The following is a 24,233-nucleotide window of genomic DNA, read 5'->3' as shown; positions in this document are numbered from 1 at the left end:
AAAATTAACCGCACTATTGGGTTATTGCAAGGCTTTCTCTATTTTCTCAAATAGATCTTTTGAGAGATCTTCAACAGCGCTTAATCGCTCCAAGGCGCGTTTCATTAAGGTTTGACGCTGTTCATCGAAACGAGAGAAACGAATCAGTGGCTCAATTAAACGTGCTGCAACTTGTGGATTACTATCATTTAAACGAATTAAAACATCTGTCAAAAAACGATAACCAGATCCACTAATATGGTGGAAGGCTTTTAAATTATAATTTATAAAGTTTCCAACTAATGAGCGTAAACGGTTTGGATTGTTAAAATTAAAGCTTGGGTGATCCATTAATACTTGTACAATTTCCAATACGTTTTCATCAGGGCGAGTTGCTTGTAACGCAAACCATTTATCCATTACCAAGCCATCATGTTGCCATTTTTGTTCAAAATCCGCCAACAAGGCATCACGACAAGGTAACGCTGCTTTGGTTGCCATATTTAATGCCGCTAAAGTATCCGTCATATTATTAGCATTATTGTAATGTTTTTGTACCACATTATTACCTAGGTTACTGTAGGCCAAATAACTTAAACAAACATTGCGCATTGCTCGTAAAGCAATATCTTTCTGAGTCACTTGATAAACATCAAGACGAATATGCGTGTAAATCCTCAATAAATCATTTTTTAAGTATTCGGCTATTTGCACCAACATAAATTCTCTTGCTGCAGTAATACCATCAGGATCAATTGTTTTGAAACTTTCTGCAAACTCAATTTCTTTTGGAAAAGTCAAAATCAATGTAGCTAATTCAATATCTTGTTCATAATTTTCCAACACATGAGCGAGTGCAATCAAAATGTCAGGTGAGATCTCTAATCGCTCTCCTTGCTGATAATTCGCCACATTACGGCGTAATTCTTGAGTCAATAGCGTTTGTGCCGCATCCCATCGAACAAACTGATTATTAGAAAATTTAAGTAGGCTAAGTAATTGTGTAGTCGTATAATCATAATCCAGTTTAACTGGTGCAGAAAAATCACACAATAATGCAGGAATAGGTCGACAATAGAGATTATGAAATTCAAATGTTTGATCTTTTTCCGTAACATTGAGTACATCATTTGATAATTTTCCATTGTACTGTAATGTTTGCTTGTTACCGTTAGCATCATAAAGCGCAATTTTCAATGGAATATGTAAGTTTACTTTTTCCATTTGATCCGCTGTTGGCGGCGTAGATTGTGAAACGGTTAAACGATAAGTATGAGTTTGTTCATCATAGGCATCACTAATCAATAATTCTGGCGTACCAGATTGGCTATACCAACGACGGAATTGAGCTAAATCAACGTCATTCGCACGTTCCATTGCAGACACAAAATCTTCGCAGGTTGCCGCTTTACCATCGTTTTCAGCAATATAAAGTTGCATGCCTTTTTGGAAACCTTGTTCACCTAATAAAGTGTGCAACATACGAATCACTTCTGCCCCTTTTTCATATACAGTCACGGTATAGAAGTTATTCATTTCAATGACTTTTTCAGGGCGAATTGGGTGTGACATTGGGCTTGCATCTTCGGCAAACTGTACCGTACGTAAGAATTTCACGTTATTAATACGATTGACTGCTCGAGAACCTGTGTCAGATGAAAATTCTTGATCACGGAAAACCGTTAAACCTTCTTTCAAACTTAACTGGAACCAATCACGGCAAGTTACACGGTTTCCCGTCCAGTTATGAAAATATTCGTGTGCAATTACGCTTTCAATGGCGAGATAATCATCATCGGTTGCAGTTTGTGGATTTGCCAACACAAATTTAGCGTTAAAAATATTCAACCCTTTATTTTCCATGGCACCCATATTGAAGAAGTCCACAGCAACAATCATGTAAATATCTAAGTCGTATTCTAAATTAAAACGGTCTTCATCCCATTTCATCGCTTTTTTCAGGCTTTCCATTGCCCACGAAGCGCGATCAAGATTGCCACGGTCAACATAAAGCTCTAAGGCTACTTTACGACCACTTTTTGTCGTAAAGGTATCTTGTAATAAATCAAAATCACCTGCCACTAAAGCGAATAAATAGCTCGGTTTCGGGAATGGGTCATTCCATTCAACCCAATGACGACCATCCTCTAATTCACCATTTGCAATGCGGTTACCATTAGAAAGTAAGTAAGGATATTTAGTTTTATCTGCGGTAATTTTGGTTGTATAGCGAGCTAATACATCTGGACGGTCAAGCATATAGGTAATTTGACGAAAACCTTCTGCTTCACATTGTGTACAAATACCCTCACCTGATTGATAAAGCCCTTGTAAAGAGGTGTTTTGTGCAGGCTCTAGATTCGTCACAATTTCAAGTTCAAAATTAATCGCACTTTGATTGGTTAAATCTAACGTTAAACTTTCGTGGTCTTGATGATAATGTTTAAAATCTTCGCCATTGAATTTAATGGAGGCAAATTGGAAACCATGACCATCTAATCGTAGATGGGTTGCTTCATCATTTAAACGTTGGAAGGTTGTTTTTGCAGTGACAACGGTATGCTTAGGATCTAATTGAAAATCAAGGAAAATATCCGTAACCGTAAAATCAGGTTGTTTGTAATCTTTTCTATATTTCGCTTTAGCTAACATAATCTGCTCTATTTCTAAGAAAAAAACTCGTATTAGGATAAGATTTTATGACCAAACTTGCAATGGAATTTTCAGCTTTCACCGCATAGCAAACGTTTGCTTAAAAGTGAACAAATATGCTATTCTACGTATCGTTTTTTTATCAGATAATTTTTTAAAAATATGTCAAATACCGCACAAATTGCTATTGTGATGGGCTCAAAAAGCGACTGGGCAACCATGCAAGAAGCCACTCAAATTTTAGATGAACTCAATGTGACATATCATATTGAAGTCGTTTCCGCACATCGAACCCCCGATAAGCTGTTTGAATTTGCCGAAAATGCACAAAAAAATGGTTACAAAGTGATTATTGCAGGTGCGGGTGGCGCTGCTCATTTACCCGGTATGATTGCGGCTAAAACGCTTGTACCTGTATTGGGTGTCCCTGTTAAAAGTTCTATGTTAAGCGGTGTTGATAGTCTCTATTCTATCGTGCAAATGCCGAAAGGCATTCCTGTCGGTACGTTAGCGATTGGCCCTGCTGGTGCTTCTAATGCAGGATTACTCGCTGCACAAATTCTTGCAGGTTGGGATGATGCGTTATTCGCTCGCCTACAAGTATTCCGCGAAAATCAAACCAATATGGTATTGGATAATCCTGATCCACGTACATAAAACACCTTTTAATTTGACCGCACTTTTTAAAGTGCGGTTGTTTTTTTAGCTAGATTTGATGAGAAATTTTATGCAAAACTCTACCCTATATCCTACCGTTTATGTGCTTGGGAATGGCCAACTCGGCAGAATGTTACGTTACGCTGGCGCGCCATTAGACATTAATGTTCAACCACTTGAGTTCAATGCCCCCGTATTTGATTTACCTAAAAATGCCATCATCACCGCAGAGATTGAACGTTGGGAAAAAACACCGTTAACTGAATTATTAGGCCATCATAAGAATTTCGTTAATCAGAATGTTTTTGGCTTATTGGCTGATCGTTTTACCCAAAAATCTTTACTGGATGAACTCAATCTCTCTACCTCACCATGGTGTTTATTAGAAGATAAAACGCAATGGACTGAAGTATTTACAAACGTAGGCGAAAAAGTCGTGGTAAAACGTCGTACCGGTGGTTATGACGGTCGAGGTCAATGGATTATCACTGAAAATAATCAACGTGATATTACGGACGATTTATTCGGTGAAGTTATTGCAGAAAAATTTATTCCTTTTGATTACGAAGTGTCTATCGTAGGCGCAAGATTTAAAAATGGTGAAAAACGTTTCTATCCTGTAACACATAACCTACAGCAAAATGGCATTTTACGTTACAGTGTGACAGATATTTCATTCCCTCAACAACAAAACCAACAAATTCAGGCTGAATCTATGCTTGGAAAAATCATGGATAAACTTGAATATGTGGGTGTAATGGCGATGGAATGCTTTGTAGTGGGGGATAAATTATTAATTAATGAACTTGCCCCTCGTGTGCATAATAGCGGACATTGGACACAATTAGGCTGTGCTATTAGTCAATTTGAATTGCATCTACGTGCTTTATTAGATTTACCTACACCGTCATTACAACCTATTGCACCAAGTGTCATGGTTAATTTAATTGGTACAGAACATAGTCCACAATGGTTGAACACGCCCTTTTCCCAATTACATTGGTATGGTAAGGAAGTTCGTCCGGGTAGAAAATTAGGTCATATCAATATTACGCATCCTGATAAAACAATCATTATTCAACAGCTTGAAAAACTTCGTCACGAACTTCCTGAAGACTATCAATCCGGTTTAAATTGGGCGATTGAGAAATTAAAATAATCCAAAAAACAACCGCACTTTTTGATGAATATCTAAAAACATCAAAGTGCGGTTGATTTTTATCAGGTTCTTCTTGATAAAATCTATCGGCTGAAGTATAAAATTACTTATCTCACAACACATACATAAGGAAAAGCTATGTTTGAACATATCAAAGCGGCTCCGGCCGATCCTATCTTAGGCTTAGGCGAAGCATTCAAATCTGAAACCCGTGAAAATAAAATCAATTTAGGTATTGGCGTTTATAAAGATGCACAAGGTACAACACCGATTATGCGTGCAGTGAAAGAAGCAGAAAAACGCTTATTTGATAACGAAAAAACGAAAAACTATCTGACTATCGATGGTATTGCCGATTATAACGAACGCACAAAAGAGCTCCTTTTTGGTAAAGATTCTGATGTAATTAAAGCAAACCGTGCAAGAACTGCGCAAAGTTTAGGTGGCACAGGTGCATTACGCATTGCGGCAGAATTCATTAAACGCCAAACCAAAGCTCAAAATGTATGGATTAGTACACCAACATGGCCTAACCACAATGCAATTTTCAATGCGGTAGGCATGACGATTCGTGAATATCGTTATTATGATGCTGAACGCAAAGCCCTTGACTGGGAACATTTACTTGAAGATTTAAGCCAAGCAAGCGAAGGCGATGTTGTGCTTTTACACGGTTGCTGCCACAATCCAACTGGTATTGATCCAACCCCAGAACAATGGCAAGAATTAGCCGCACTTTCAGCAAAAAATGGCTGGTTACCACTCTTTGACTTTGCTTATCAAGGTTTAGCCAATGGCTTAGACCAAGATGCTTACGGTTTACGTGCTTTTGCGGCAAATCATAAAGAATTATTAGTGGCGAGTTCATTCTCTAAAAACTTTGGTTTATACAATGAGCGCGTAGGTGCCTTTACGCTTGTCGCTGAAAATGCAGAAATTGCTTCAACTGCATTAACACAGGTGAAATCAATTATTCGCACTCTCTACTCTAACCCAGCATCTCATGGTGGGGCGACCGTAGCCACGGTGTTAAATGATCCACAACTTCGCCAAGAGTGGGAAAATGAATTGACTGAAATGCGTGAACGCATCAAAAAAATGCGTCATTTATTCGTTCAGTTATTAAAAGAATATGGTGCAGAACAAGATTTCAGCTTTATCATAGAACAAAACGGTATGTTCTCTTTCAGTGGCTTATCGCCTGAACAAGTCGATCGCTTAAAAGAAGAATTTGCGATTTACGCTGTTCGTTCTGGTCGTATCAATGTGGCCGGTATCACTGAAGACAATATTCGTTATTTGTGTGAAAGCATTGTTAAAGTGCTTTAATTAACGCGATCAGACAGCCAATATTGGCTGTCTGATATTTTTTACACATTTTCAGTTAATTCATCTATACTTTGTACAACCCGATATTCCAAATCATCGTAATCTCTATGGAGATGTTCAAAATTCTTTCTGGCATAAGCAATTTTCATTTGTTCTGAAGGATCCAACTTACTTTCATCCACACCACGCTGAATACCTTTACCGGTATTTTTGGTTTCCGCCACAAAGTAAACTTTATTCTGCCCTTTAAATACCACCGCCCAGTCGGGATTATAATTCCCCAATGGCGTTGGAATTTTAAAATTTTTCGGTAACTTAAAATAAAACTCGACATCTTCACAGCTTTCACAATGGCGGGCAAACGTATTTTCCGTGTTGGAATCTAGGGCAATATAACTCTCATAAATGGTTTTTGATTGATTACTCACAGAAAAACTGTATTGATTAAGATAAAACTCAAAATCCTTAAATAACGTCATTTCATAGGTGCGATCCGCAATGCGGTGATATTCCACACCATCCGCCATAATTTGACTTAACGCTTCATTAATTTTTTCTGCAACCAAATCAATAAAACGTTGTGGATTATGATAAATCTCAGCCAATCGTTTTGATTTTTGCAAAATACGGCAAATGGTTTGACGGGTTAGCCCGGTTTTCTTCTGTAATTCACCCAACACATCGGGAATATCCCAGTGAGTTTTTGAGGCTACCTGATTGGAAGAACGATATTCTGTCGTCACACCTTTTTCATTAATCGCAAAGGCGACCTTTTCATGTCGAATTTTCACTTCATCAATACGTGGCATTTTGACCAAATTGTTGACCGCACTTTCGATCAGCTCATCCTGTGAAAAATTGACCCGATAAGTCGTTTGGTGCTTAATACGTCCCCAAATCGCAGCAAATTCCGGGTGTTGGGTAAAATCTTTGCGATAACGCACATATTTTCGATCCAGCTTATTTTTAATTTGTCCTTTATCAAAGGACACACCGCAATCTTCTTCAATTTCACGTTGTAATTTGGTCGCAAATTCCTCATAGCTTTCATTAGCAATCACTGTCAGGATATTTTTATCCCGCTCATGGCTTCTTACGCCAAGCTGATTCACCGGTAAGCGCAATCCACGTCCGATTTCTTGTCGCTTTTTAATTTCCGAATGGGTATTGTTCAACGTACAAATTTGAAACACATTCGGATTATCCCACCCCTCACGCAAAGCAGAGTGAGAGAAAATAAAACGCAACGGATTACCCAACGACAGCAAGGATTCTTTATTCCGCATAATTAAATTATAAGCCTTATTGTCTGCCTGTGTTGTGCCATTGGTATCTTTCCATACGCCTTTTTTATCTTCTGAAAAATAACCAGCATGCACGCCAGAAGGATCTTCATCAGTTAACTGACGATAAATCTCTTCAAACCATTGATAAAATTTGCCATCATTACGATAGTTAGCTACTTTATCAATAAAAAATAGCGACAACACTTTTATACCTAGCGGATTTAAACTTTTTTCCTTACGTAAATGCTCTTCTATTGTGCGACGAATTTGCATTTTTTGAATATCATCTTTCAAGAGAGAATTATCAACGCCTTTCGTCACTTTTAATCCGCCGGAAAACTCAATCTGTTGTTCCTCAATATTCATTCCTTCCAAAATATAACCATTGCGATAAACTTCATTTTGTCTGGAAAGATCAAATAAGTCTTGATTCGGCTTAACAGTGACGACTTTCTTCTTCATCGACTTATCATTCACCAAGATTTCCACTTTCACCGACCAGCTTTTCGCACCTACGTTAATTTCTTTTAAAGCCACATAAGCGCCATTCACATCATTATCCGCCAACACGCTGTCCACTTCGATTTGTTTCACTAAATCTAATTCGTACGCCTGCACAGGATTGAGGCGAAAAATCGGGTTGTAGGCGTTTTTATGGGTCGCAGAATAGCGCAGAGTGAATAAAGGATTGAGACTTGCGATAGCATGACGGCGAATATCCGTTTCCATATTCTGCGGTTCATCAATAATCACAATAGGATTGACGTGTTGAATATAACGAATGGGCGCATCGCCACTTTCATTTTGTGTATTAATCACATTACTTTCTTTGGCAAAGGCATCAATATTCATCACCAAAATCTCAATATGATTGCCGGTAGCAAAGGCTTTTAAGCGGGAAAGTTGATTACTTTTATATTCATATTTCGGGTTCACGCTCGGGTTATCAAGCAGGGTGGCAAAGTGGCTACGCGTCGTTTCCAAGGTATGCAATACCCCTTCACGAATAGGCACGCTCGGCACCACAATTACAAATTTCTGCCAACCATATTGACGATTCAATTCAAAAATCGTGCGCAAGTAAACATAGGTTTTCCCCGTGCCGGTTTCCATTTCTACGGTAAAATTTCTACCCTGTTCCTCAATTAAAGTACGGTAAAAATTAAACTTGTTTTGTTGCTTCGCCAAGTTTTGTTGTAGCTGTTCATCATTAATTTGTAATGACAAATTCGCCACGAAACGCATATCATTCTGCGCTTTCAAACCGAATTCCGTTTGCTGATTAGGCTGTCCGATGAACAAATCCACCGCCGCTTGAATCGCATGCGTTTGGTAATCCAAGGTTTCAAATTGAAGTTCCATTTTGCCTCCTTAAAGCACAAAGAAGGCAATGCCTGCATCATTCATTTGCAACTCGGCATTTTTCTTTAAGGCATCATTGCCATTAAACAGCGAATCTAACATCACGACTTTTTTCGGCTGGACAGAAATCACCTGATCCAATAAATCCGCACTCAGGGTTTCAAGTAACAAGGCAAACTGTTGCCCGTTTTCATCACTCATCCAAAACACCTGATTTTCCGACCGCACTTTTGCCGTTAATTTCAAGCCCAAGCGCAATAAAATTTCATAAAGCATGGCGTCAGGCGTTGCCTCTTTCCGCACAGGATCGACAAACAATTCGATTTGCTGCGTTAAATTTTCTACTGAAGGCGATTGCCATTGTTTAAAGTGGCTGTCAGTTAGTTTGAACACTTTAAAACCAATATCCAGTTGTTTGTCAGGATGATTTTCAGCAATTTGTTTGCCTGCTCGGCGGATGCGTTCTTTGGAGATTTCAGCGATGTTTGTTGGAATACCTAAATCTAAACAAAATCTATACGTCTGCTTTTGAGCGTCATCATTAAAGTTTAACGGCTCAGCCAGTTGAACACTTATAAATTTATTACATTTATTCTCAGATAAATTTAGTTCCAAAATTGCATGGGCAGTTGAACTACTCCCGCTAAAAAAATCTAAAATAATATCTTCATCTTCGGTAAACCATTGAATAAAATCCTTCAACATTGGTAATGGTTTAGGGTTATTAAATACTGTACCACCCATAAGGTTATTTAAATTCTCTGTATGCAAGCTACTCATGCCATATTTAGGTAATAAGGTGGGGGGTGTTATTGAAGCCCTCTCTTTTCTACACTTAAGCTTTCCAGTTGATGAAAAATAGAACTCAATGACTTTTTGTCCCTTAGTATCATAAACTTCGTTTCCTGCAAAAAATTCTGTCATTTGTTTCTTTTGTGTCCACCCTGCAGATAGAGTAACTTCTTCTACAGTCTTACCATCTTTTGCTTCAAGGATTCCTCTAACAACTGTAACTTTTTCACTATCACCAAATACTCCCGTCAATTTTATTCCATTTTTTGCTTCAAATTTCACTCCGGCAGGAAATGTAAATTCACTCTCTGGATTAGATTTTGATATTTTCTTTATTGCTCCTGCATCAATAATTCCCATTCCACCTTTTATATTTTTATGATTTTCTATATTTTTAGCATAAAGTAATACATATTCATGATACTTTTTAAACAATCCTTGCTGTTGTGAATGTTGTTTATCCCAAATAAGCTCTGCAACAAAATTCTCCTCCCCAAACACCTCATCACACAATAACTTCAACTGAGCTTGTTCATTGTCATCAATGGAAATAAAAATGACACCGTCATCTTTCAGCAAATTCTTTGCCAAATGTAAACGGGGGAGCATCATATTTAACCATTTGCTGTGGAAGTGCCCGTTTTCCTTGCTGTTTTTCTTGAAAGCCAGTTTGAGTTTGCCTTCCTCATCCAATTCTCCGCTTTGTTCCTGGTAATCTTTAAGATCCTGCTTGAAATTGTCATTATAAACAAAATCATTACCCGTGTTATAAGGCGGATCGATATAAATCATTTTGATGCTATTGAAATAGGATTTTTGTAACACTTTCAACACATCCAGATTTTCACCTTCAATAAATATATTTTCAGTGGAATCAAAATTGACACTTTCCGCAGGTCGCGGTGTGAGGGTTTTGCTAGTTTGTGCTTGTAATATGCGATAGGCTTCCGATTTCCCTGCCCAGTTCAACATATAACGCTCGGGCTCGGAAGTAATGTGGTCAGAAAAAAGTTGTTGGAATTTTTGAAAATCAATTTGTTCTTCGCAAAAAATTTCAGGTAGAAGTAATTTGAGTTGCATTAATTTAATGGATAGGTTATCCAAGTGCTGTGCTGTGCTGTGCTGTGCTGTGCTGTGCTGTGCTGTGCTGTCAAGCATGGTAATTGGTCCTTTCTTGTAAATCAATAAAAATTTATTTTATAGTGGTTAATTTACCACTTCTCTAACGCTTCTTTATCGCTCTCTCTTGCTTCAATCCAACGTTCACCTTGATGGGTTTGTTCTTTTTTCCAGAACGGGGCTTTAGATTTTAAGAAGTCCATAATAAATTCGTTGGCATGATAGGCATCACCTCGGTGAGCAGAACTGATGCCGACTAAAACAATTTCATCGCCAGTATGCAAAAGTCCTACTCGATGTATCACAGACACTCGTTGAATATCCCAACGCGCTTCCGCCTGTTCTACAATTTCACGTAAGGCTTTTTCTGTCATGGCGGGATAATGCTCTAAGTATAAACTGGATACCTCATCGCCTAAATTAAGATCGCGTACTTTACCCACAAAAATAACTGTTGCGCCAACCGAATGTTGCTCAGAAAGCCATTGGTAAACGGCATTTTGATCAAAAGGTTGTTCTTGTACTGAAATTTGAATATCAGCCATTTAGCCTCCAGTTACCGGTGGGAAAAACGCAATTTCATCCCCATTTTTGACCGCACTTTCTAATGGCATCAATGTTTGATTGATAGCGACTAAAAGTTTTCCTTTTTCTAACGCTAGCGCCCATCTATCACCTTTTTGAGCAAGATGTTCACGCACCGCTTCCGCTGTCTCAAAATCGCCTTCAAGCTGAATAGAATCTTCCCCAATTAATTCACGAGTTTGAGCAAAAAATAAAACATTTAACATCTTATTTTTCCTCCGCAATAAAATGACCGGATTTTCCACCGCTCTTTTCTAACAGACGAACGTGCTCAATTAATATGTCTTTTTGTACGGCTTTACACATGTCATAAATGGTTAATGCGGCAACACTTGCAGCGGTTAATGCTTCCATTTCTACGCCGGTTTTTCCGGTTAATTTGCAAAGAGATTGAATACGAACTTGATTGGTTTCAAGTAACGGTTCTAAATTCACTTCTACTTTAGAAAGTAATAAGGGGTGGCAAAGCGGGATAAGTTCCCAAGTACGTTTTGCCGTTTGAATACCTGCAATACGTGCAGTAGCAAATACATCGCCTTTGTGATGTTTGCCTTCCACGATCATGGAAAGGGTTTCTTTTGACATGGTTACAATGGCTTCAGCACGAGCTTCGCGAACAGTCTCTGCTTTTGCAGAAACATCCACCATATTGGCTTCGCCTTGAGAATTGATATGCGTAAATGTAGTCATAATAAAATAAAGTGAGGTTAAAATATTGAATGTTTTACATGTGTGACAAAAGCAAAATAAGTGAATAGCAAATTCACCTATTTTCTTTTAGCCACCGATAGAGGCTAAATGATTTCTTACGCCACTATCGCCGACATGCAAGTAATGATGTTCACGTTTGCCTTGCAGTGCGGCAAAAATACGTGCTTGCAAAATATCTTGCTGTTCATGAGATTGCAATAAGTCACGTAATTCAATGCCTTCTTCGCCGAATAAACAGAGATGAAGTTTGCCCTTCGCTGATACCCTGAGACGATTACAGCTTGCGCAGAAATTCTTCTCATAAGGCATAATTAAGCCAATTTCGCCTGCATAATCAGGATGTGTGAAGACTTTAGCTGGGCCATCTGTATGGGATTTATGCTGTAATGTCCAACCATTTTTCAGCAATTTATCAGCTAAGACTTGTCCAGAAAGATGGTGTTTATCAAAGAAACTGTCCATTTCACCGGTTTGCATCAGTTCGATAAAGCGCATTTGAATTGGGCGATCTTTCACCCAAACAAGGAATTGCTCAAACTCTTTGTCATTCAAATTTTTCATCAAAACTGAATTGACTTTAACTTTGTTGTAACCCACTTCAAATGCACGATCGATACCACGCATCACGTCATCAAATTTATTGATACCTGTAATTTGATGGAACATTTTTGGATCTAAGCTATCAACACTGACGTTAATAGACGTAATTCCTGCTTTCTTCCAATCAGCCACATCTTTTGCCATGCGATAGCCATTTGTCGTGACGGCTAATTGACGAATGCCATCAATGTTAGCGATGCTTTCAGCAATAGAAATAAAATCTTTACGTAAAGTCGGTTCGCCACCCGTTAAACGGATTTTCTCTGTGCCCATTTCAGCAAACGCTTGAGCAAGATGGGTGATTTCTTTTAAGGTTAAGAAACTTGGTTTGTTAGCTTCGGGTTGATAACCATCAGGTAAACAATAGGTACAACGAAAGTTACACTGATCGGTAATCGACAGTCGTAGATAGTAATATTGGCGTTGGAAAGGATCGACTAAGCGAGACTCTCCTACGTTTTTAATAGGAATGGATTGCATTTTACACCTTTCTAAATATGGAGAGGATAAACCGTTTCCAGCGTATCCCTGAATAACGTACCGCGTTATTGGCTTGCCACCGTATTTCTTGTGAAACTTAGGCTAAACAAGCTCGGAGTTATGCGTTAAAAATAAATTGTGTTGATATTGTAATAAAAGCAAGCGGTTAATAGCAATAATTTGGTAGAATAACCCGACTATATTGATAAAAATAACAGCATTAACTTATATAAAAAAATATATAGCATTATTTTTTATAATAATTTATAGGTAAAAAAGGAATAAAAATGTCTGATTTATCTCGTCACAGCCGTCATGAACATTTAGACGAAATCAAACATATTGTTGCTATTGGTGGTGGCCATGGATTAGGACGTGTATTATCGGCGCTCAGTTTTATGAAAGAGCGCTTAACCGGTATTGTCACCACCACAGATAACGGCGGTTCAACGGGTCGCATTCGGCTGGCTCAAGGTGGCATTGCATGGGGCGATCTACGTAATTGCTTAAACCAAATCATCATTGAGCCAAGCACGGCCTCCGCATTATTTGAATACCGCTTTACTGGCGAAGGTGAACTTTCTGGGCATAATTTAGGCAATTTAATGCTCAAAGCCTTAGAAGATATGCATATTCGCCCCATTGAAGCCATTAACTTAATTCGTGAATTACTCAAAGTAAAATCTCACATTATTCCCATGTCAGAAGAACCTGTTCATCTTGCCGCGAGTTTAGGTTCAGGATCCAGTATTGTCGGTGAAGTGAGCATTGATAATTTAACAGAATTACCCCAATCACTTTTCTTAGTGCCTATGGTTAAAGCCGCACAAGAAGCCATCCAAGCATTGGAGCAAGCGGAAGTCATTTTACTTGGTCCAGGGAGTTTTATGACAAGCATTATGCCCCCGCTATTGCTACCTGAATTAGCGACTGCCCTGCGTAATAGCAAAGCGAAAGTCATTTTTATTGATAATTTAGGGATAGAAATTGGCGCCGCCTCTCATCTATCGTTGGCTGATCGTATTCAGAAAATAAATGAAATCGTCGGTGACCCCGTTATTGATGGGGCTATAACCCCTTATCGTGAACAAAGTGCGGTCGATTTGTCTGCGATTTCTTCCGTTAAAATCTTAGCTAAACGCCTGAATGCAGATGATATCAGCTATCGTCATGACCGAACGTTACTTGCCAAAGCTATCGATGAATTAGTGGGTGAATTAGATTACGAATAAAAAACCGCACGTTAAAGTGCGGTCATTTTTTTGCTTATTTTTTCCCGAAAACTCTCACATTCGTGAAACCATTTTCTTTTAAATAAAGTGCTTGCAGTTTACTCATTACGCCTCGTTCACAGTAAAGCACATAGTTTTTACTTTGATCTAATGAACCGAATTGTGAAGATAATTTGTAAAACGGCAATTGCATCACTTGATGCTCGTCTGATTCAAATGGATTTTCATCTGTCTCTTCTGGGCTACGAATATCTAAAATAATATCGTTTTCACCAAGCACTGAAATGGTATCCACTTCCACCACTTCTTTCTCCGTTTCTTCTGCAATTTGGCGAATATCTAAATATTGTGCATTTTCAACCGCACTTTCCAACACGCCAAAATCAAAGTGATTTTCTTCTTCAAGAATTTTTTCACGTACCGCTTTAATCGTTGGATTTTTAGAAATTACCCCGCAGAATTCCGGCATTGATTTAGCAATATCATCCGTACCGATCTCTTTCGCCATCGCGATAATTTGTTCTTTATCATGAGTAATGAGTGGACGTAATACTAATGCATCGGATGCTTCATCAATTAAGCGCAAATTGGTTAAAGTTTGGCTCGAAACTTGTCCGAGTGCCTCACCAGTAACGATAGCTTGAATATCAAAACGTTGTGCAACTTTACTTGCAGCACGCACCATCATTCGTTTTAACACGACGCCCATTTGGCCGTTATCGACTTTCTCTAAAATCTCGCCCACTACGCCTTCAAAAGAAATGGCAATAAAACGGACTTTATGGGATGAACTATAACGATTCCAAATATGGTAAGCCATTTGTTTCACGCCAATTTCATGGGCTGCACCACCCAAATTGAAGAAACAGTAATGCACACGTGAACCACGACGAATAAGCATATAACTGGATACGCCAGAGTCAAAGCCACCTGAAATCAATGAAAGCACATCTTCTTGTGTCCCAATTGGATAACCGCCAAGGCCAACATGACGAGCTCTCACCAGCATCATTTTGTCATCTTCAATATCAATACGAACGGTTACATCAGGATTTTTTAAACGTACTTTTGTGCTTGCAATATGCTGATTTAAACCACCACCGATATAACGTTCTGCTTCAATGGAACTGAAATCATGTTTCCCTTTACGTTTTACACGTACACAAAAGGTTTTGTTTTCAAGTTGATCAGCGACATCTGCTAAGGTCAACTCAAAGATATGATGTAGATCGGTAAACGGTTTTTCTTCTACTTCTAAAAAATGATGAATCCCTGGAATACGTTGCAAAAGCGCAATCAACTCTTCACGATTGGCTTCATTTTTTGAGCGCACTTCGATGTAATCCCAATGACGAACAACCGCCGTTTCTTCATCATATTTCTGTAAAATATTTCGGATGTTTGAGGTCAAAATTTTTGCGAAACGCTTACGCACGGTTTCGCTTTTAATCATAATTTCAGGAAAAAGTTTAACGATAAATTTCATAATAATCTGTGAATAATAAAAAATGGCCGTATTGTACGCTAAATTCCACATCCCACAAAGTTCAAATTCTCACGAAAAACTGACTGCACTTTGAAATAAGTTTTTAACATCCCTATAAAAATCAAGTACAATACGGAGCAATTTATTCATCTGAAAAGGATAATTTAATGGCGCGTAAACCAGCAAATGCTGAACCTGATTTTGAAACAACACTTGCACAATTGGAAACGATTGTGACAAAGCTTGAAAGCGGTGAATTGCCATTGGAAGATGCGCTGAAAGAATTTGAGAACGGCATTAAATTGGCTCAACTTGGTCAAGAGCGCTTGCAACAAGCAGAACAACGTATTCAAATTTTGTTACAAAAAAGCGAAACCGCCCCTTTAAGTGATTATCAAGGGGACGAGTAATCCATGAGTTATCAATTCGGCACTGAACTCAAACAAGTTCAAGATCGCATTAATCAGTTTTTAGCCAATCAATTTGAAGAAATTGACGCTTATAATGCCCCTTTGCGTGATGCCATGAAATATGGCTTATTGCTAGGCGGTAAACGTGTTCGTCCTTTCCTTGTCTATGCAACGGGTAAAATGCTGGGAGCTGAAATGTCCGCTTTAGATTACGCGGCCGCAGCCATTGAAGCTATTCACGCCTATTCTTTAATCCATGATGATTTGCCTGCAATGGATAACGATGAACTTCGTCGAGGTCAACCAACTTGTCATATCGCTTTTGATGAAGCGACGGCCATTTTAGCTGGCGATGCATTACAAGCTTTTGCCTTTGAAATTCTTACTGAAGCCCCTTCTCTTTCTGCTGAACAAAAATTGCAATTAGTGAAAGTCTTAGCTCAAGCATCTGGCGTACAAGGCATGTGTTTAGGGCAAAGTTTAGATTTAATTTCAGAGCACAAACAAGTTAATTTAGCCGAATTAGAACTTATTCATCGCAACAAAACTGGTGCATTGCTAACAGCCGCATTAAAACTGGGTTTTATCTGTTCGCCTCACTTTGAAAACAAAGAATTAGAGCAACAACTAGAACGTTATTCACAAGCTATTGGTTTAGCTTTCCAAGTGCAAGATGACATTTTAGATATTGAAGGTAACAGTGCCGAAATCGGTAAACCGGTGGGTTCTGATTTAGGTTTAGATAAAAGCACTTATCCAAAGCTGTTAGGGTTAGAGGGCGCGAAACAAAAAGCACAAGAACTCTATCAAACCGCCTTACATGAATTAGACAATTTACCTTTTGATACCACTGCATTGCGTGCATTAGCTGAATTTATTGTCAATCGTAAAAGTTAATGGTGACAGCACTTATCTTGATTTCTCAAAGTGCGGTCACTTTTTTCACATTTTAGGACTAACGAATATATGAACAACTATCCTCTTTTATCCTTAATTAATTCGCCGGAAGATTTGCGTCTTTTGAATAAAGATCAGCTTCCGCAACTTTGCCAGGAGTTACGGAGTTATCTGTTGGAATCCGTTAGTCAAACCAGCGGCCATTTAGCATCTGGTCTTGGTACCGTTGAATTGACGGTTGCATTACACTACATTTTTAAAACCCCTTTTGATCAATTAATTTGGGATGTGGGCCATCAAGCTTATCCACATAAAATCTTAACAGGTCGTCGAGATCAAATGTCCACCATTCGCCAAAAAGGCGGAATTCATCCTTTCCCTTGGCGTGAAGAAAGTGAGTTTGATGTATTAAGTGTTGGTCACTCTTCTACTTCAATCAGTGCAGGACTAGGTATTGCTGTTGCGGCAGAACGTGAAAATGCAGGTCGCAAAACCGTTTGTGTGATTGGTGATGGTGCAATCACTGCGGGTATGGCATTTGAAGCCTTAAACCATGCGGGTTCTTTGCATACTGATATGTTGGTCATTTTAAATGACAATGAAATGTCGATTTCTGAAAATGTCGGCGCCTTAAATAATCATCTAGCCCGTATTTTCTCGGGCTCATTATATTCAACGGTTCGTGATGGCAGTAAGAAAATTTTAGATAAAGTGCCAACTGTTAAAAACTTTATGAAGAAAACCGAAGAACACATGAAGGGTGTGATGTTCTCGCCAGAAAGTACGCTTTTTGAAGAGCTTGGTTTTAACTATATTGGACCTATTGATGGGCATAATATTGATGAATTAATTGCTACCTTAGGCAATATGCGTGATCTTAAAGGGCCGCAATTCTTGCATATCAAAACCAAAAAGGGAAAGGGTTACGAACCCGCTGAAAAAGACCCGATTGGTTTCCATGGCGTACCAAAATTTGACCCAACAAGCGGTCAACTGCCTAAATCAAACTCCAAACCCACCTATTCAAAAATCTTTGGCGATTGGTTATGTGAAATGGCGGAACAAGACGATAAATTAGTCGGTATTACCCCTGCTATGCGTGAAGGTTCTGGCATGGTAGAATTTTCAGAACGATTCCCACAACAATATTTTGATGTTGCCATCGCTGAACAACATGCTGTCACTTTTGCTGCGGGCCTTGCAATTGGTGGTTATAAACCTGTTGTAGCCATTTATTCTACCTTTTTACAACGTGCTTATGATCAGCTTATTCATGATGTCGCCATTCAAAACTTACCTGTTCTCTTTGCCATCGACCGTGCTGGTATCGTAGGTGCTGATGGTCAAACTCACCAAGGTGCTTTTGATTTAAGCTTTATGCGCTGCATTCCAAATATGATCATTATGACACCAAGTGATGAAAATGAATGTCGCCAAATGCTTTATACCGGTTATAAATGTGGTAAACCGGCTGCAGTACGTTATCCGCGTGGAAATGCAATCGGCGTAGAGTTAACCCCACTTGCAGAATTAGAAATTGGTCGTTCAAAAATGGTTCGTCAAGGTGAAAAAATCGCGATTCTAAATTTTGGCACACTCTTACCTGCTGCTTTATCTGTGGCAGAAAAACTCAATGCGACTGTTGTCGATATGCGTTTTGTAAAACCAATTGATGAAGCTCGTATCCTAGACGTGGCAAATACCTATGATGTCATTGTGACATTAGAAGAAAATGCGATTCAAGGTGGTGCAGGTTCTGCGGTTTCAGAAGTGCTAAATTCTCATGGAAAAACAACCGCACTTTTACAACTTGGTTTACCTGATATTTTTATTCCGCAAGGCACACAACAAGAAGCACTTGCTGAAATTAAATTAGATGAAAAAGGGATTGAAGAACAAATTATCGCCTTTATAAAGGGCTAAATTCATTCATTTTGGTTTAATTTTTATATTTTTATAAAAAATTTTCAAAAATATCGAACTATTTCAAAAACACACAGTCTGATACATTGCTAGTGCACTGTATATTGCAGTTATCTTTTTGAAGTTTCTTATAAATTAAGACCTCCCCGCTATTCAAGTTTTGAGTAGCGGTTTTTTCTTTTGGGAGGTAATAAAAAAGGACGCTTTTCAGCGTCCTAATTTTTGATCTAAACTTTAAAAAATTAAAGTGCAGATTTTGCTTTTTCAACTAATGCAGCGAACGCCACTTTGTCGAATACAGCGATATCAGCAAGGATCTTACGGTCGATTTCAACAGACGCTTTTTTTAAGCCGTTGATGAATTTGCTGTAAGATAAACCATTTTGACGAGCCGCAGCGTTGATACGTGCAATCCATAATTGACGGAATTGACGTTTACGTTGACGACGGTCACGATATGCGTATTGACCAGCTTTGATCACCGCTTGGAAAGCAACGCGATACACGCGTGAACGTGCACCATAATAACCTTTAGCAGCCTTAAGAACTTTCTTATGGCGTGCTCTTGCAATAACACCACGTTTTACACGAGCCATTATTTAATCTCCTATGTAATATTTTTAACTAATTTAACTAATCGTACGTTTTGCTTAAATAACGGCTTATGCGTATGGTAAGCAAGCTACTACTAAAACTTGGTCTGCTTTCGCAACCATTGATTTATGACGTAAATGACGTTTACGTTTAGTTGTCTTTTTAGTCAAAATATGACGTAAGTGAGATTGTTTACGTTTGAAACCGCCAGAAGCTGTTTTTTTGAAACGCTTAGCAGCACCACGTACTGTTTTAATTTTAGGCATTGTTAAAAAACTCCGCATTTTAAGTTAAACACATAATTAGGCGAATCCGAAGATTACTTGTAGGCACTAATTATTCCAATATAGCAAATTGAATTGCCCTTCTCCAAAAGCAATTAGGCTGCGTAGTTTGCCTAATATGCAATTGTATCCTCACCGAAGTGAAAATTAGATTATCTAGATTAGATCTAAATAAAAAATTATTTTTTCTTAGGTGCTAACACCATTACCGCTTGGCGACCTTCTAGTTTACCCGGTGCAGATTCCACTACTGAAATGTCAGCCAAATCGTTTTTAACGCGTTCTAATACGTCTAAACCAATATCTTGGTGAGCCATTTCACGACCACGAAAACGTACGGTAATTTTCGCTTTATCGCCATCTTCTAAGAAACGGATTAAGCTACGTAATTTAACTTGGTAGTCACCTTCATCAGTACCTGGACGGAATTTAATTTCCTTTACTTGTACAACTTTTTGTTTTTTCTTCTGTTCTTTTGCGGTTTTGCTCTTTTCATAGAGGAACTTGCCGTAGTTCATAATACGACAAACCGGTGGTTCGGCATTCGGACTGATCTCAACTAAATCAAGCGCTGCTTGTTCTGCCATTTCTAAGGCCTGTTGAATTGATACAATCCCCGCTTGTTCACCATCTTGGTCAATCAAACGAACTTCTTTTACTCGAATTTCATCGTTAATGCGATTCGGGCGGTTAGCTGCCGGCGCTTTTTTTACGGTTTTGATAATGTTATTCCTTCTATTTATTTAAGAAAAAATCGACTGCATTCAAACAGAAGATCTATTAAATCATTTGCTATAAAAACAAACAAAAAACGAGCCAGATTTTATAGTATTTGCCACGTTTATGCAACAAGGATTTCTATTCCTTTAAATATCAGCAGGTAAAGCACTTATTTCAGCTGAAATGCTCTCTCCAAATTGAAGTAGTTTCTCTAATCTTGCGGTTTCAATACACACCATATTTTTATATCCATCTGCTTTCATTGCACTAGGTGTTTTCTCCCAAGGATTCCATAGCACAATTGAATCTACATAATGATGGGTAATTTGAATACGTCGATTAAATGCTTTATCCACCAACAATGTTTTATCTTTCTCTAACGTATAAATACAATCTACACCTTGTTCTATTCTGCGTGTTGAAGGAACATCAGTATGTTTACCTTGTAATGAGTCATAACAACGGCTTGGTAAATTTTGGACTTCAATTTGTGAAATATCACCGATATTAAAATAGCTGTGTAATGCTGCTTGAGCTGGCTCTTGTCCCAAATGCGTTAAAGTCATTGTGCATTTATCGGTAAATTCCATTTTCATTTTGGCTTCAATCACACCATATTCAGAAAACAGTGAAAATTCTAACCGCACTTCATTCGCTTGCAGATCATAATCACTTAATTGCCATAAACGTAAACGCGCTGTACCGTGTGAAGGTTGTTTAACACCGCCAAACCAAGGGTAACAAATCGGTACACCACCACGAATCGCAACACCTTGTGTAAAAGATTCAATCTCACTTAACCAAAAAATATCCTGCTCTGCCCCTTTAGGCTGCCAATTTAATAGCTGTGCCCCTTGTAGTGCAATTCGAGCCGATCCTACTGGGTGATTTAAGATTAAAACAGGAATTTCATTGATATATTCTAAAGTTAATTCTGGTGTTAATTGTTGAGTTTGAGCTGTCATATTCGCCTCCTTGTGATAAGGTTATTATATAGAAGAAAGAGAGACTTGAGTTTATTTTTATACCGTGAATATAAAAAAGCCGCACATCAAAGTGCGGTCATTTTTAATTAAGATTTTAAAAAATTAATTACTCTTCACCCAACAATTTCAACTCACGTTGTCTTACTTGGGATTTTAAGATTTCAGCAAACTCTTCAATCGTGAAAGTACCTAAATCAGCACCTTTACGGGTACGTACTGCCACTTTGCCTTCGGCGATTTCTTTATCACCGCAAACAAGCATATAAGGCACGCGACGTAAGGTGTGTTCGCGAATCTTGAAGCCGACTTTTTCATTACGTAAATCAGCTTTAACACGTAATCCAGCATCAGAAAGTTGTTTCACCACTTTTTGCACGTAATCAGCTTGACTATCAGTAATATTCATCACAATCGCTTGAACTGGCGCTAACCATGCTGGGAAGAAACCCGCATACTCTTCAGTAATAATACCGATGAAACGTTCAATCGAACCTAAAATCGCACGGTGAATCATCACTGGTGTACGGCGATCATTATCTTCTGCCACATAAGACGCATTTAGACGGCCTGGTAATGCAAAGTCTAATTGGATAGTACCGCATTGCCATTCACGATCTAAGCAGTCACGTAATGCAAACTCAATTTTCGGACCATAGAATGCACCTTCACCTTCTTGAATTTCATATTCAAGGCCGTTATGTGCTAATGCTGCTGCAAGACCTGCTTCTGCACGATCCCACATATCATCTGCACCGATACGTTTTTCAGGACGAGTGGATAATTTCACCTGAATATTTTGGAAACCGAACGTGCTGTAAATGTCGTAAACCATTTTGATACAACTGGTTACTTCACTTTCAATTTGGTCTTCAGTACAGAAAATATGTGCATCATCTTGAGTAAAGCCACGTACACGCATTAAACCGTGTAAAGAACCTGATGGTTCGTTACGGTGACAAGAACCAAATTCCGCCATACGGATTGGTAAATCACGGTAAGATTTTAAACCTTGGTTAAAGATTTGAACGTGTCCCGGGCAGTTCATTGGTTTAATCGCATATTCACGGTTTTCTGATTGTGTAGTAAACATCAAATCGCCGTAGTTTTGCCAGTGACCTGTTTTTTCCCATAACACACGGTCCATCATGAACGGACCTTTCACTTCTTGATAATCGTATTCTTTTAATTTAGTACGTACGAAGGTTTCCAATTCACGGAAAATTGTCCAACCATCGTTATGCCAGAACACCATACCCGGTGCTTCTTCTTGCATATGATATAAATCTAACGCTTTACCGATTTTACGGTGGTCACGTTTTGCCGCTTCTTCTAAGCGAGTTAAGTATTCTGCTAATTGTTTTTTATCTGCCCAAGCCGTACCGTAGATACGTTGTAACATTTTATTTTTGCTATCACCGCGCCAGTATGCACCGGCTACTTTCATTAATTTGAAGTGATGGCAGAAACGCATATTCGGCACATGCGGCCCACGACACATATCAATGTATTCTTCGTGATGATAAAGCGCAGGCGTTGCGGTACGTTCGATGTTTTCATCTAAAATAGCCATTTTGTATGGCTCACCGCGTTTTTCAAAAGTATCTCTTGCTTCTTGCCAGCTTACCGGAGTTTTGATCACGTCATAATTGGTTTTCGCCAATTCCAGCATACGTTTTTCGATAGCATCAATGTCTTCTTGCGTTAAAGAACGGTCTAAATCCACGTCATAATAGAAGCCATTTTCAATCGTTGGACCGATTGCCATTTTGACATCTGGGAATAATTGTTTGATAGCGTGACCAAGCAAGTGTGCGCAAGAGTGACGAATAATTTCTAAACCGTCTTCATCTTTTGCCGTAATAATTTCAAGGTTGGCATCTTCATTGATGATGTCACACGCATCACGACGTTCACCGTTTACACGGCCAGCGATGGTTGCTTTGGCAAGACCGGCTCCGATATCTTGAGCCACTTCTAACACAGAAACTGGACGATCAAATTCACGTTTAGAACCGTCCGGTAAAGTAATAATAGGCATAATTTTTCCTTATACAGTGGTCGCCCATACGAAAGGCAACATGCAAATAATGATTAAAAACAAACCGCACTTTCATTCACTCCCACTATCGAGCAAACCAAGTGCGGCGGAGAATTTTAGCACTTTCCACCACACTTGTTAATATCTCGCTGAATTCTTTCCAATGAGTAAATAATGATTTTCCTGATAGCTACTTTATCTATTCAAAATTTCCGATAAAATGACCGCACTTTTGATAAACACCAATTAAAGGAAACTCTATGAACGTATTAGTATTGAAATCAAGCATCCTTGCAGATAACTCTCAAAGTAATAAATTAGCCGATTACACCATTGAAAAATTAAAAGACCACAACATTGTGGTACGTGATTTAGCGGCGCAACAACTTCCCCATTTTGATGCAACGGCGGCAACTGCGGTACGTGGCGAACCTAAAACTGCAGAAGAAAATGCACTTTTAGCCTTATCTGATGAGTTAGTGGCTGAATTAAAAGCCGCTGATATTATTGTAATTGGTGCACCTATGTATAACTTAGGCATCCCAACACAACTTAAATCTTATTTTGATTTTATTGCGCGTCCTCGTGTGACTTTCCAATACACCGCAAATGGCCCTGAAGGTTTACTTCAAGGTAAAAAAGCGGTTGTATTAGCAAGTTTTGGTGGCATGTATGATGACAACAACAATGTGACAACTTACTTAAAAGCGATTTTAGGTTTTGTTGGCATTACCGATGTTCAGTTTGCTTATGCAAAAGGCATCGGATTAGGTGCTGAAGCGATTGAAAAAGCACAACGTTCAGCAAGAAATAAAATTGATGAGATTGTTGCATCTCTCTAATTACTAAAATCCCCAGATAAGCCATTTTGAGATATGCCTCAAAATGGCTTTTTTCTAATCAACTTTCTCTATTTTTAATATCTTTGGTTAAAAATTAAAAAAATATTGTA

Annotated in this window: 21 protein-coding genes and 1 riboswitch; of the genes, 8 read left to right on the top strand and 13 right to left on the bottom strand. The window is 38.6% G+C overall.

Annotated features, from left to right (window positions below; genetic code table 11):
• Positions 1 to 21: 21 nt before the first annotated feature.
• Complete coding sequence (gene pepN / locus QQS40_RS08710; RefSeq protein WP_289901779.1) at positions 22 to 2,631, bottom strand: aminopeptidase N; 2,610 nt, start codon at positions 2,629 to 2,631, stop codon at positions 22 to 24.
• Positions 2,632 to 2,793: 162 nt separating this feature from the next.
• On the opposite strand from pepN, the gene purE reads away from it, so the two are divergent.
• The 3 genes from purE to QQS40_RS08695 all read left to right on the top strand — a co-directional run bounded on the left by purE (position 2,794) and on the right by QQS40_RS08695 (position 5,776).
• On the top strand, positions 2,794 to 3,288 hold the full coding sequence (gene purE, locus QQS40_RS08705) for a 5-(carboxyamino)imidazole ribonucleotide mutase (RefSeq protein ID WP_289901780.1): 495 nt from the start codon (positions 2,794 to 2,796) through the stop codon (positions 3,286 to 3,288).
• A gap of 70 nt (positions 3,289 to 3,358) precedes the next feature.
• On the top strand, positions 3,359 to 4,447 hold the full coding sequence (gene purK / locus QQS40_RS08700; RefSeq protein ID WP_289901781.1) for a 5-(carboxyamino)imidazole ribonucleotide synthase: 1,089 nt from the start codon (positions 3,359 to 3,361) through the stop codon (positions 4,445 to 4,447).
• A gap of 138 nt (positions 4,448 to 4,585) precedes the next feature.
• On the top strand, positions 4,586 to 5,776 hold the full coding sequence (locus QQS40_RS08695; RefSeq protein WP_289901782.1) for an amino acid aminotransferase: 1,191 nt from the start codon (positions 4,586 to 4,588) through the stop codon (positions 5,774 to 5,776).
• Between the two features lie 41 nt (positions 5,777 to 5,817).
• Here the strand turns inward: QQS40_RS08695 and QQS40_RS08690 are convergent, their stop codons facing one another.
• From QQS40_RS08690 to moaA, 6 genes are all read right to left on the bottom strand, one after another.
• Complete coding sequence (locus QQS40_RS08690; protein WP_329504835.1) at positions 5,818 to 8,424, bottom strand: restriction endonuclease; 2,607 nt, start codon at positions 8,422 to 8,424, stop codon at positions 5,818 to 5,820.
• A 9-nt stretch (positions 8,425 to 8,433) separates the two neighbouring features.
• On the bottom strand, positions 8,434 to 10,296 hold the full coding sequence (locus tag QQS40_RS08685) for a site-specific DNA-methyltransferase (RefSeq protein ID WP_297567912.1): 1,863 nt from the start codon (positions 10,294 to 10,296) through the stop codon (positions 8,434 to 8,436).
• A gap of 131 nt (positions 10,297 to 10,427) precedes the next feature.
• Positions 10,428 to 10,880, bottom strand: a complete 453-nt coding sequence (moaE, locus tag QQS40_RS08680) for a molybdopterin synthase catalytic subunit MoaE (protein WP_297567828.1) — start codon at positions 10,878 to 10,880, stop codon at positions 10,428 to 10,430.
• Positions 10,881 to 11,126, bottom strand: a complete 246-nt coding sequence (gene moaD, locus QQS40_RS08675) for a molybdopterin synthase sulfur carrier subunit (protein WP_118788283.1) — start codon at positions 11,124 to 11,126, stop codon at positions 10,881 to 10,883.
• A 1-nt stretch (position 11,127) separates the two neighbouring features.
• Complete coding sequence (moaC, locus tag QQS40_RS08670; protein ID WP_329504832.1) at positions 11,128 to 11,610, bottom strand: cyclic pyranopterin monophosphate synthase MoaC; 483 nt, start codon at positions 11,608 to 11,610, stop codon at positions 11,128 to 11,130.
• Between the two features lie 87 nt (positions 11,611 to 11,697).
• Entirely contained in the window at positions 11,698 to 12,711 is a 1,014-nt protein-coding gene (gene moaA / locus QQS40_RS08665; protein WP_289902244.1) for a GTP 3',8-cyclase MoaA, read from the bottom strand.
• Positions 12,700 to 12,841, bottom strand: a riboswitch (molybdenum cofactor riboswitch). It overlaps the preceding gene by 12 nt.
• 157 nt (positions 12,842 to 12,998) lie before the next feature.
• On the opposite strand from moaA, the gene QQS40_RS08660 reads away from it, so the two are divergent.
• On the top strand, positions 12,999 to 13,943 hold the full coding sequence (locus QQS40_RS08660; RefSeq protein ID WP_329504829.1) for a gluconeogenesis factor YvcK family protein: 945 nt from the start codon (positions 12,999 to 13,001) through the stop codon (positions 13,941 to 13,943).
• Between the two features lie 34 nt (positions 13,944 to 13,977).
• On the opposite strand, the gene thiI is transcribed toward QQS40_RS08660, so the two are convergent.
• Positions 13,978 to 15,429 (bottom strand): tRNA uracil 4-sulfurtransferase ThiI, encoded by a 1,452-nt coding sequence (gene thiI, locus QQS40_RS08655; protein WP_289902246.1) that lies wholly within the window; start codon positions 15,427 to 15,429, stop codon positions 13,978 to 13,980.
• Between the two features lie 167 nt (positions 15,430 to 15,596).
• Between thiI and xseB the strand changes: the two genes are divergently transcribed.
• The 3 genes from xseB to dxs all read left to right on the top strand — a co-directional run bounded on the left by xseB (position 15,597) and on the right by dxs (position 18,659).
• A complete protein-coding gene (gene xseB / locus QQS40_RS08650; protein ID WP_005696153.1) occupies positions 15,597 to 15,839 on the top strand; it encodes an exodeoxyribonuclease VII small subunit in 243 nt (80 codons plus the stop codon).
• A gap of 3 nt (positions 15,840 to 15,842) precedes the next feature.
• Complete coding sequence (gene ispA, locus QQS40_RS08645) at positions 15,843 to 16,736, top strand: (2E,6E)-farnesyl diphosphate synthase (protein WP_297567836.1); 894 nt, start codon at positions 15,843 to 15,845, stop codon at positions 16,734 to 16,736.
• A gap of 69 nt (positions 16,737 to 16,805) precedes the next feature.
• The gene (dxs, locus tag QQS40_RS08640; protein ID WP_329504825.1) at positions 16,806 to 18,659 is read left to right on the top strand and encodes a 1-deoxy-D-xylulose-5-phosphate synthase; all 1,854 of its coding nucleotides are present in this window, start codon (positions 16,806 to 16,808) and stop codon (positions 18,657 to 18,659) included.
• A 242-nt stretch (positions 18,660 to 18,901) separates the two neighbouring features.
• On the opposite strand, the gene rplT is transcribed toward dxs, so the two are convergent.
• From rplT to thrS, 5 genes are all read right to left on the bottom strand, one after another.
• Positions 18,902 to 19,255 (bottom strand): 50S ribosomal protein L20, encoded by a 354-nt coding sequence (gene rplT, locus QQS40_RS08635; RefSeq protein ID WP_005596075.1) that lies wholly within the window; start codon positions 19,253 to 19,255, stop codon positions 18,902 to 18,904.
• A 66-nt stretch (positions 19,256 to 19,321) separates the two neighbouring features.
• Complete coding sequence (gene rpmI / locus QQS40_RS08630) at positions 19,322 to 19,519, bottom strand: 50S ribosomal protein L35 (RefSeq protein WP_005596065.1); 198 nt, start codon at positions 19,517 to 19,519, stop codon at positions 19,322 to 19,324.
• Positions 19,520 to 19,716: 197 nt separating this feature from the next.
• Complete coding sequence (gene infC, locus QQS40_RS08625) at positions 19,717 to 20,181, bottom strand: translation initiation factor IF-3 (protein ID WP_049363529.1); 465 nt, start codon at positions 20,179 to 20,181, stop codon at positions 19,717 to 19,719.
• Between the two features lie 222 nt (positions 20,182 to 20,403).
• The gene (locus QQS40_RS08620) at positions 20,404 to 21,222 is read right to left on the bottom strand and encodes a D-hexose-6-phosphate mutarotase (protein ID WP_289902249.1); all 819 of its coding nucleotides are present in this window, start codon (positions 21,220 to 21,222) and stop codon (positions 20,404 to 20,406) included.
• Positions 21,223 to 21,349: 127 nt separating this feature from the next.
• Entirely contained in the window at positions 21,350 to 23,281 is a 1,932-nt protein-coding gene (gene thrS / locus QQS40_RS08615) for a threonine--tRNA ligase (protein ID WP_289902250.1), read from the bottom strand.
• A 260-nt stretch (positions 23,282 to 23,541) separates the two neighbouring features.
• On the opposite strand from thrS, the gene QQS40_RS08610 reads away from it, so the two are divergent.
• Positions 23,542 to 24,123 (top strand): FMN-dependent NADH-azoreductase, encoded by a 582-nt coding sequence (locus QQS40_RS08610; protein ID WP_289902251.1) that lies wholly within the window; start codon positions 23,542 to 23,544, stop codon positions 24,121 to 24,123.
• Positions 24,124 to 24,233: the final 110 nt, after the last annotated feature.

It is taken from the genome of Haemophilus parainfluenzae (assembly GCF_036288925.1).
Classification (GTDB): domain Bacteria; phylum Pseudomonadota; class Gammaproteobacteria; order Enterobacterales; family Pasteurellaceae; genus Haemophilus_D.
This window is presented reverse-complemented; position numbering and strand designations above follow the sequence as displayed.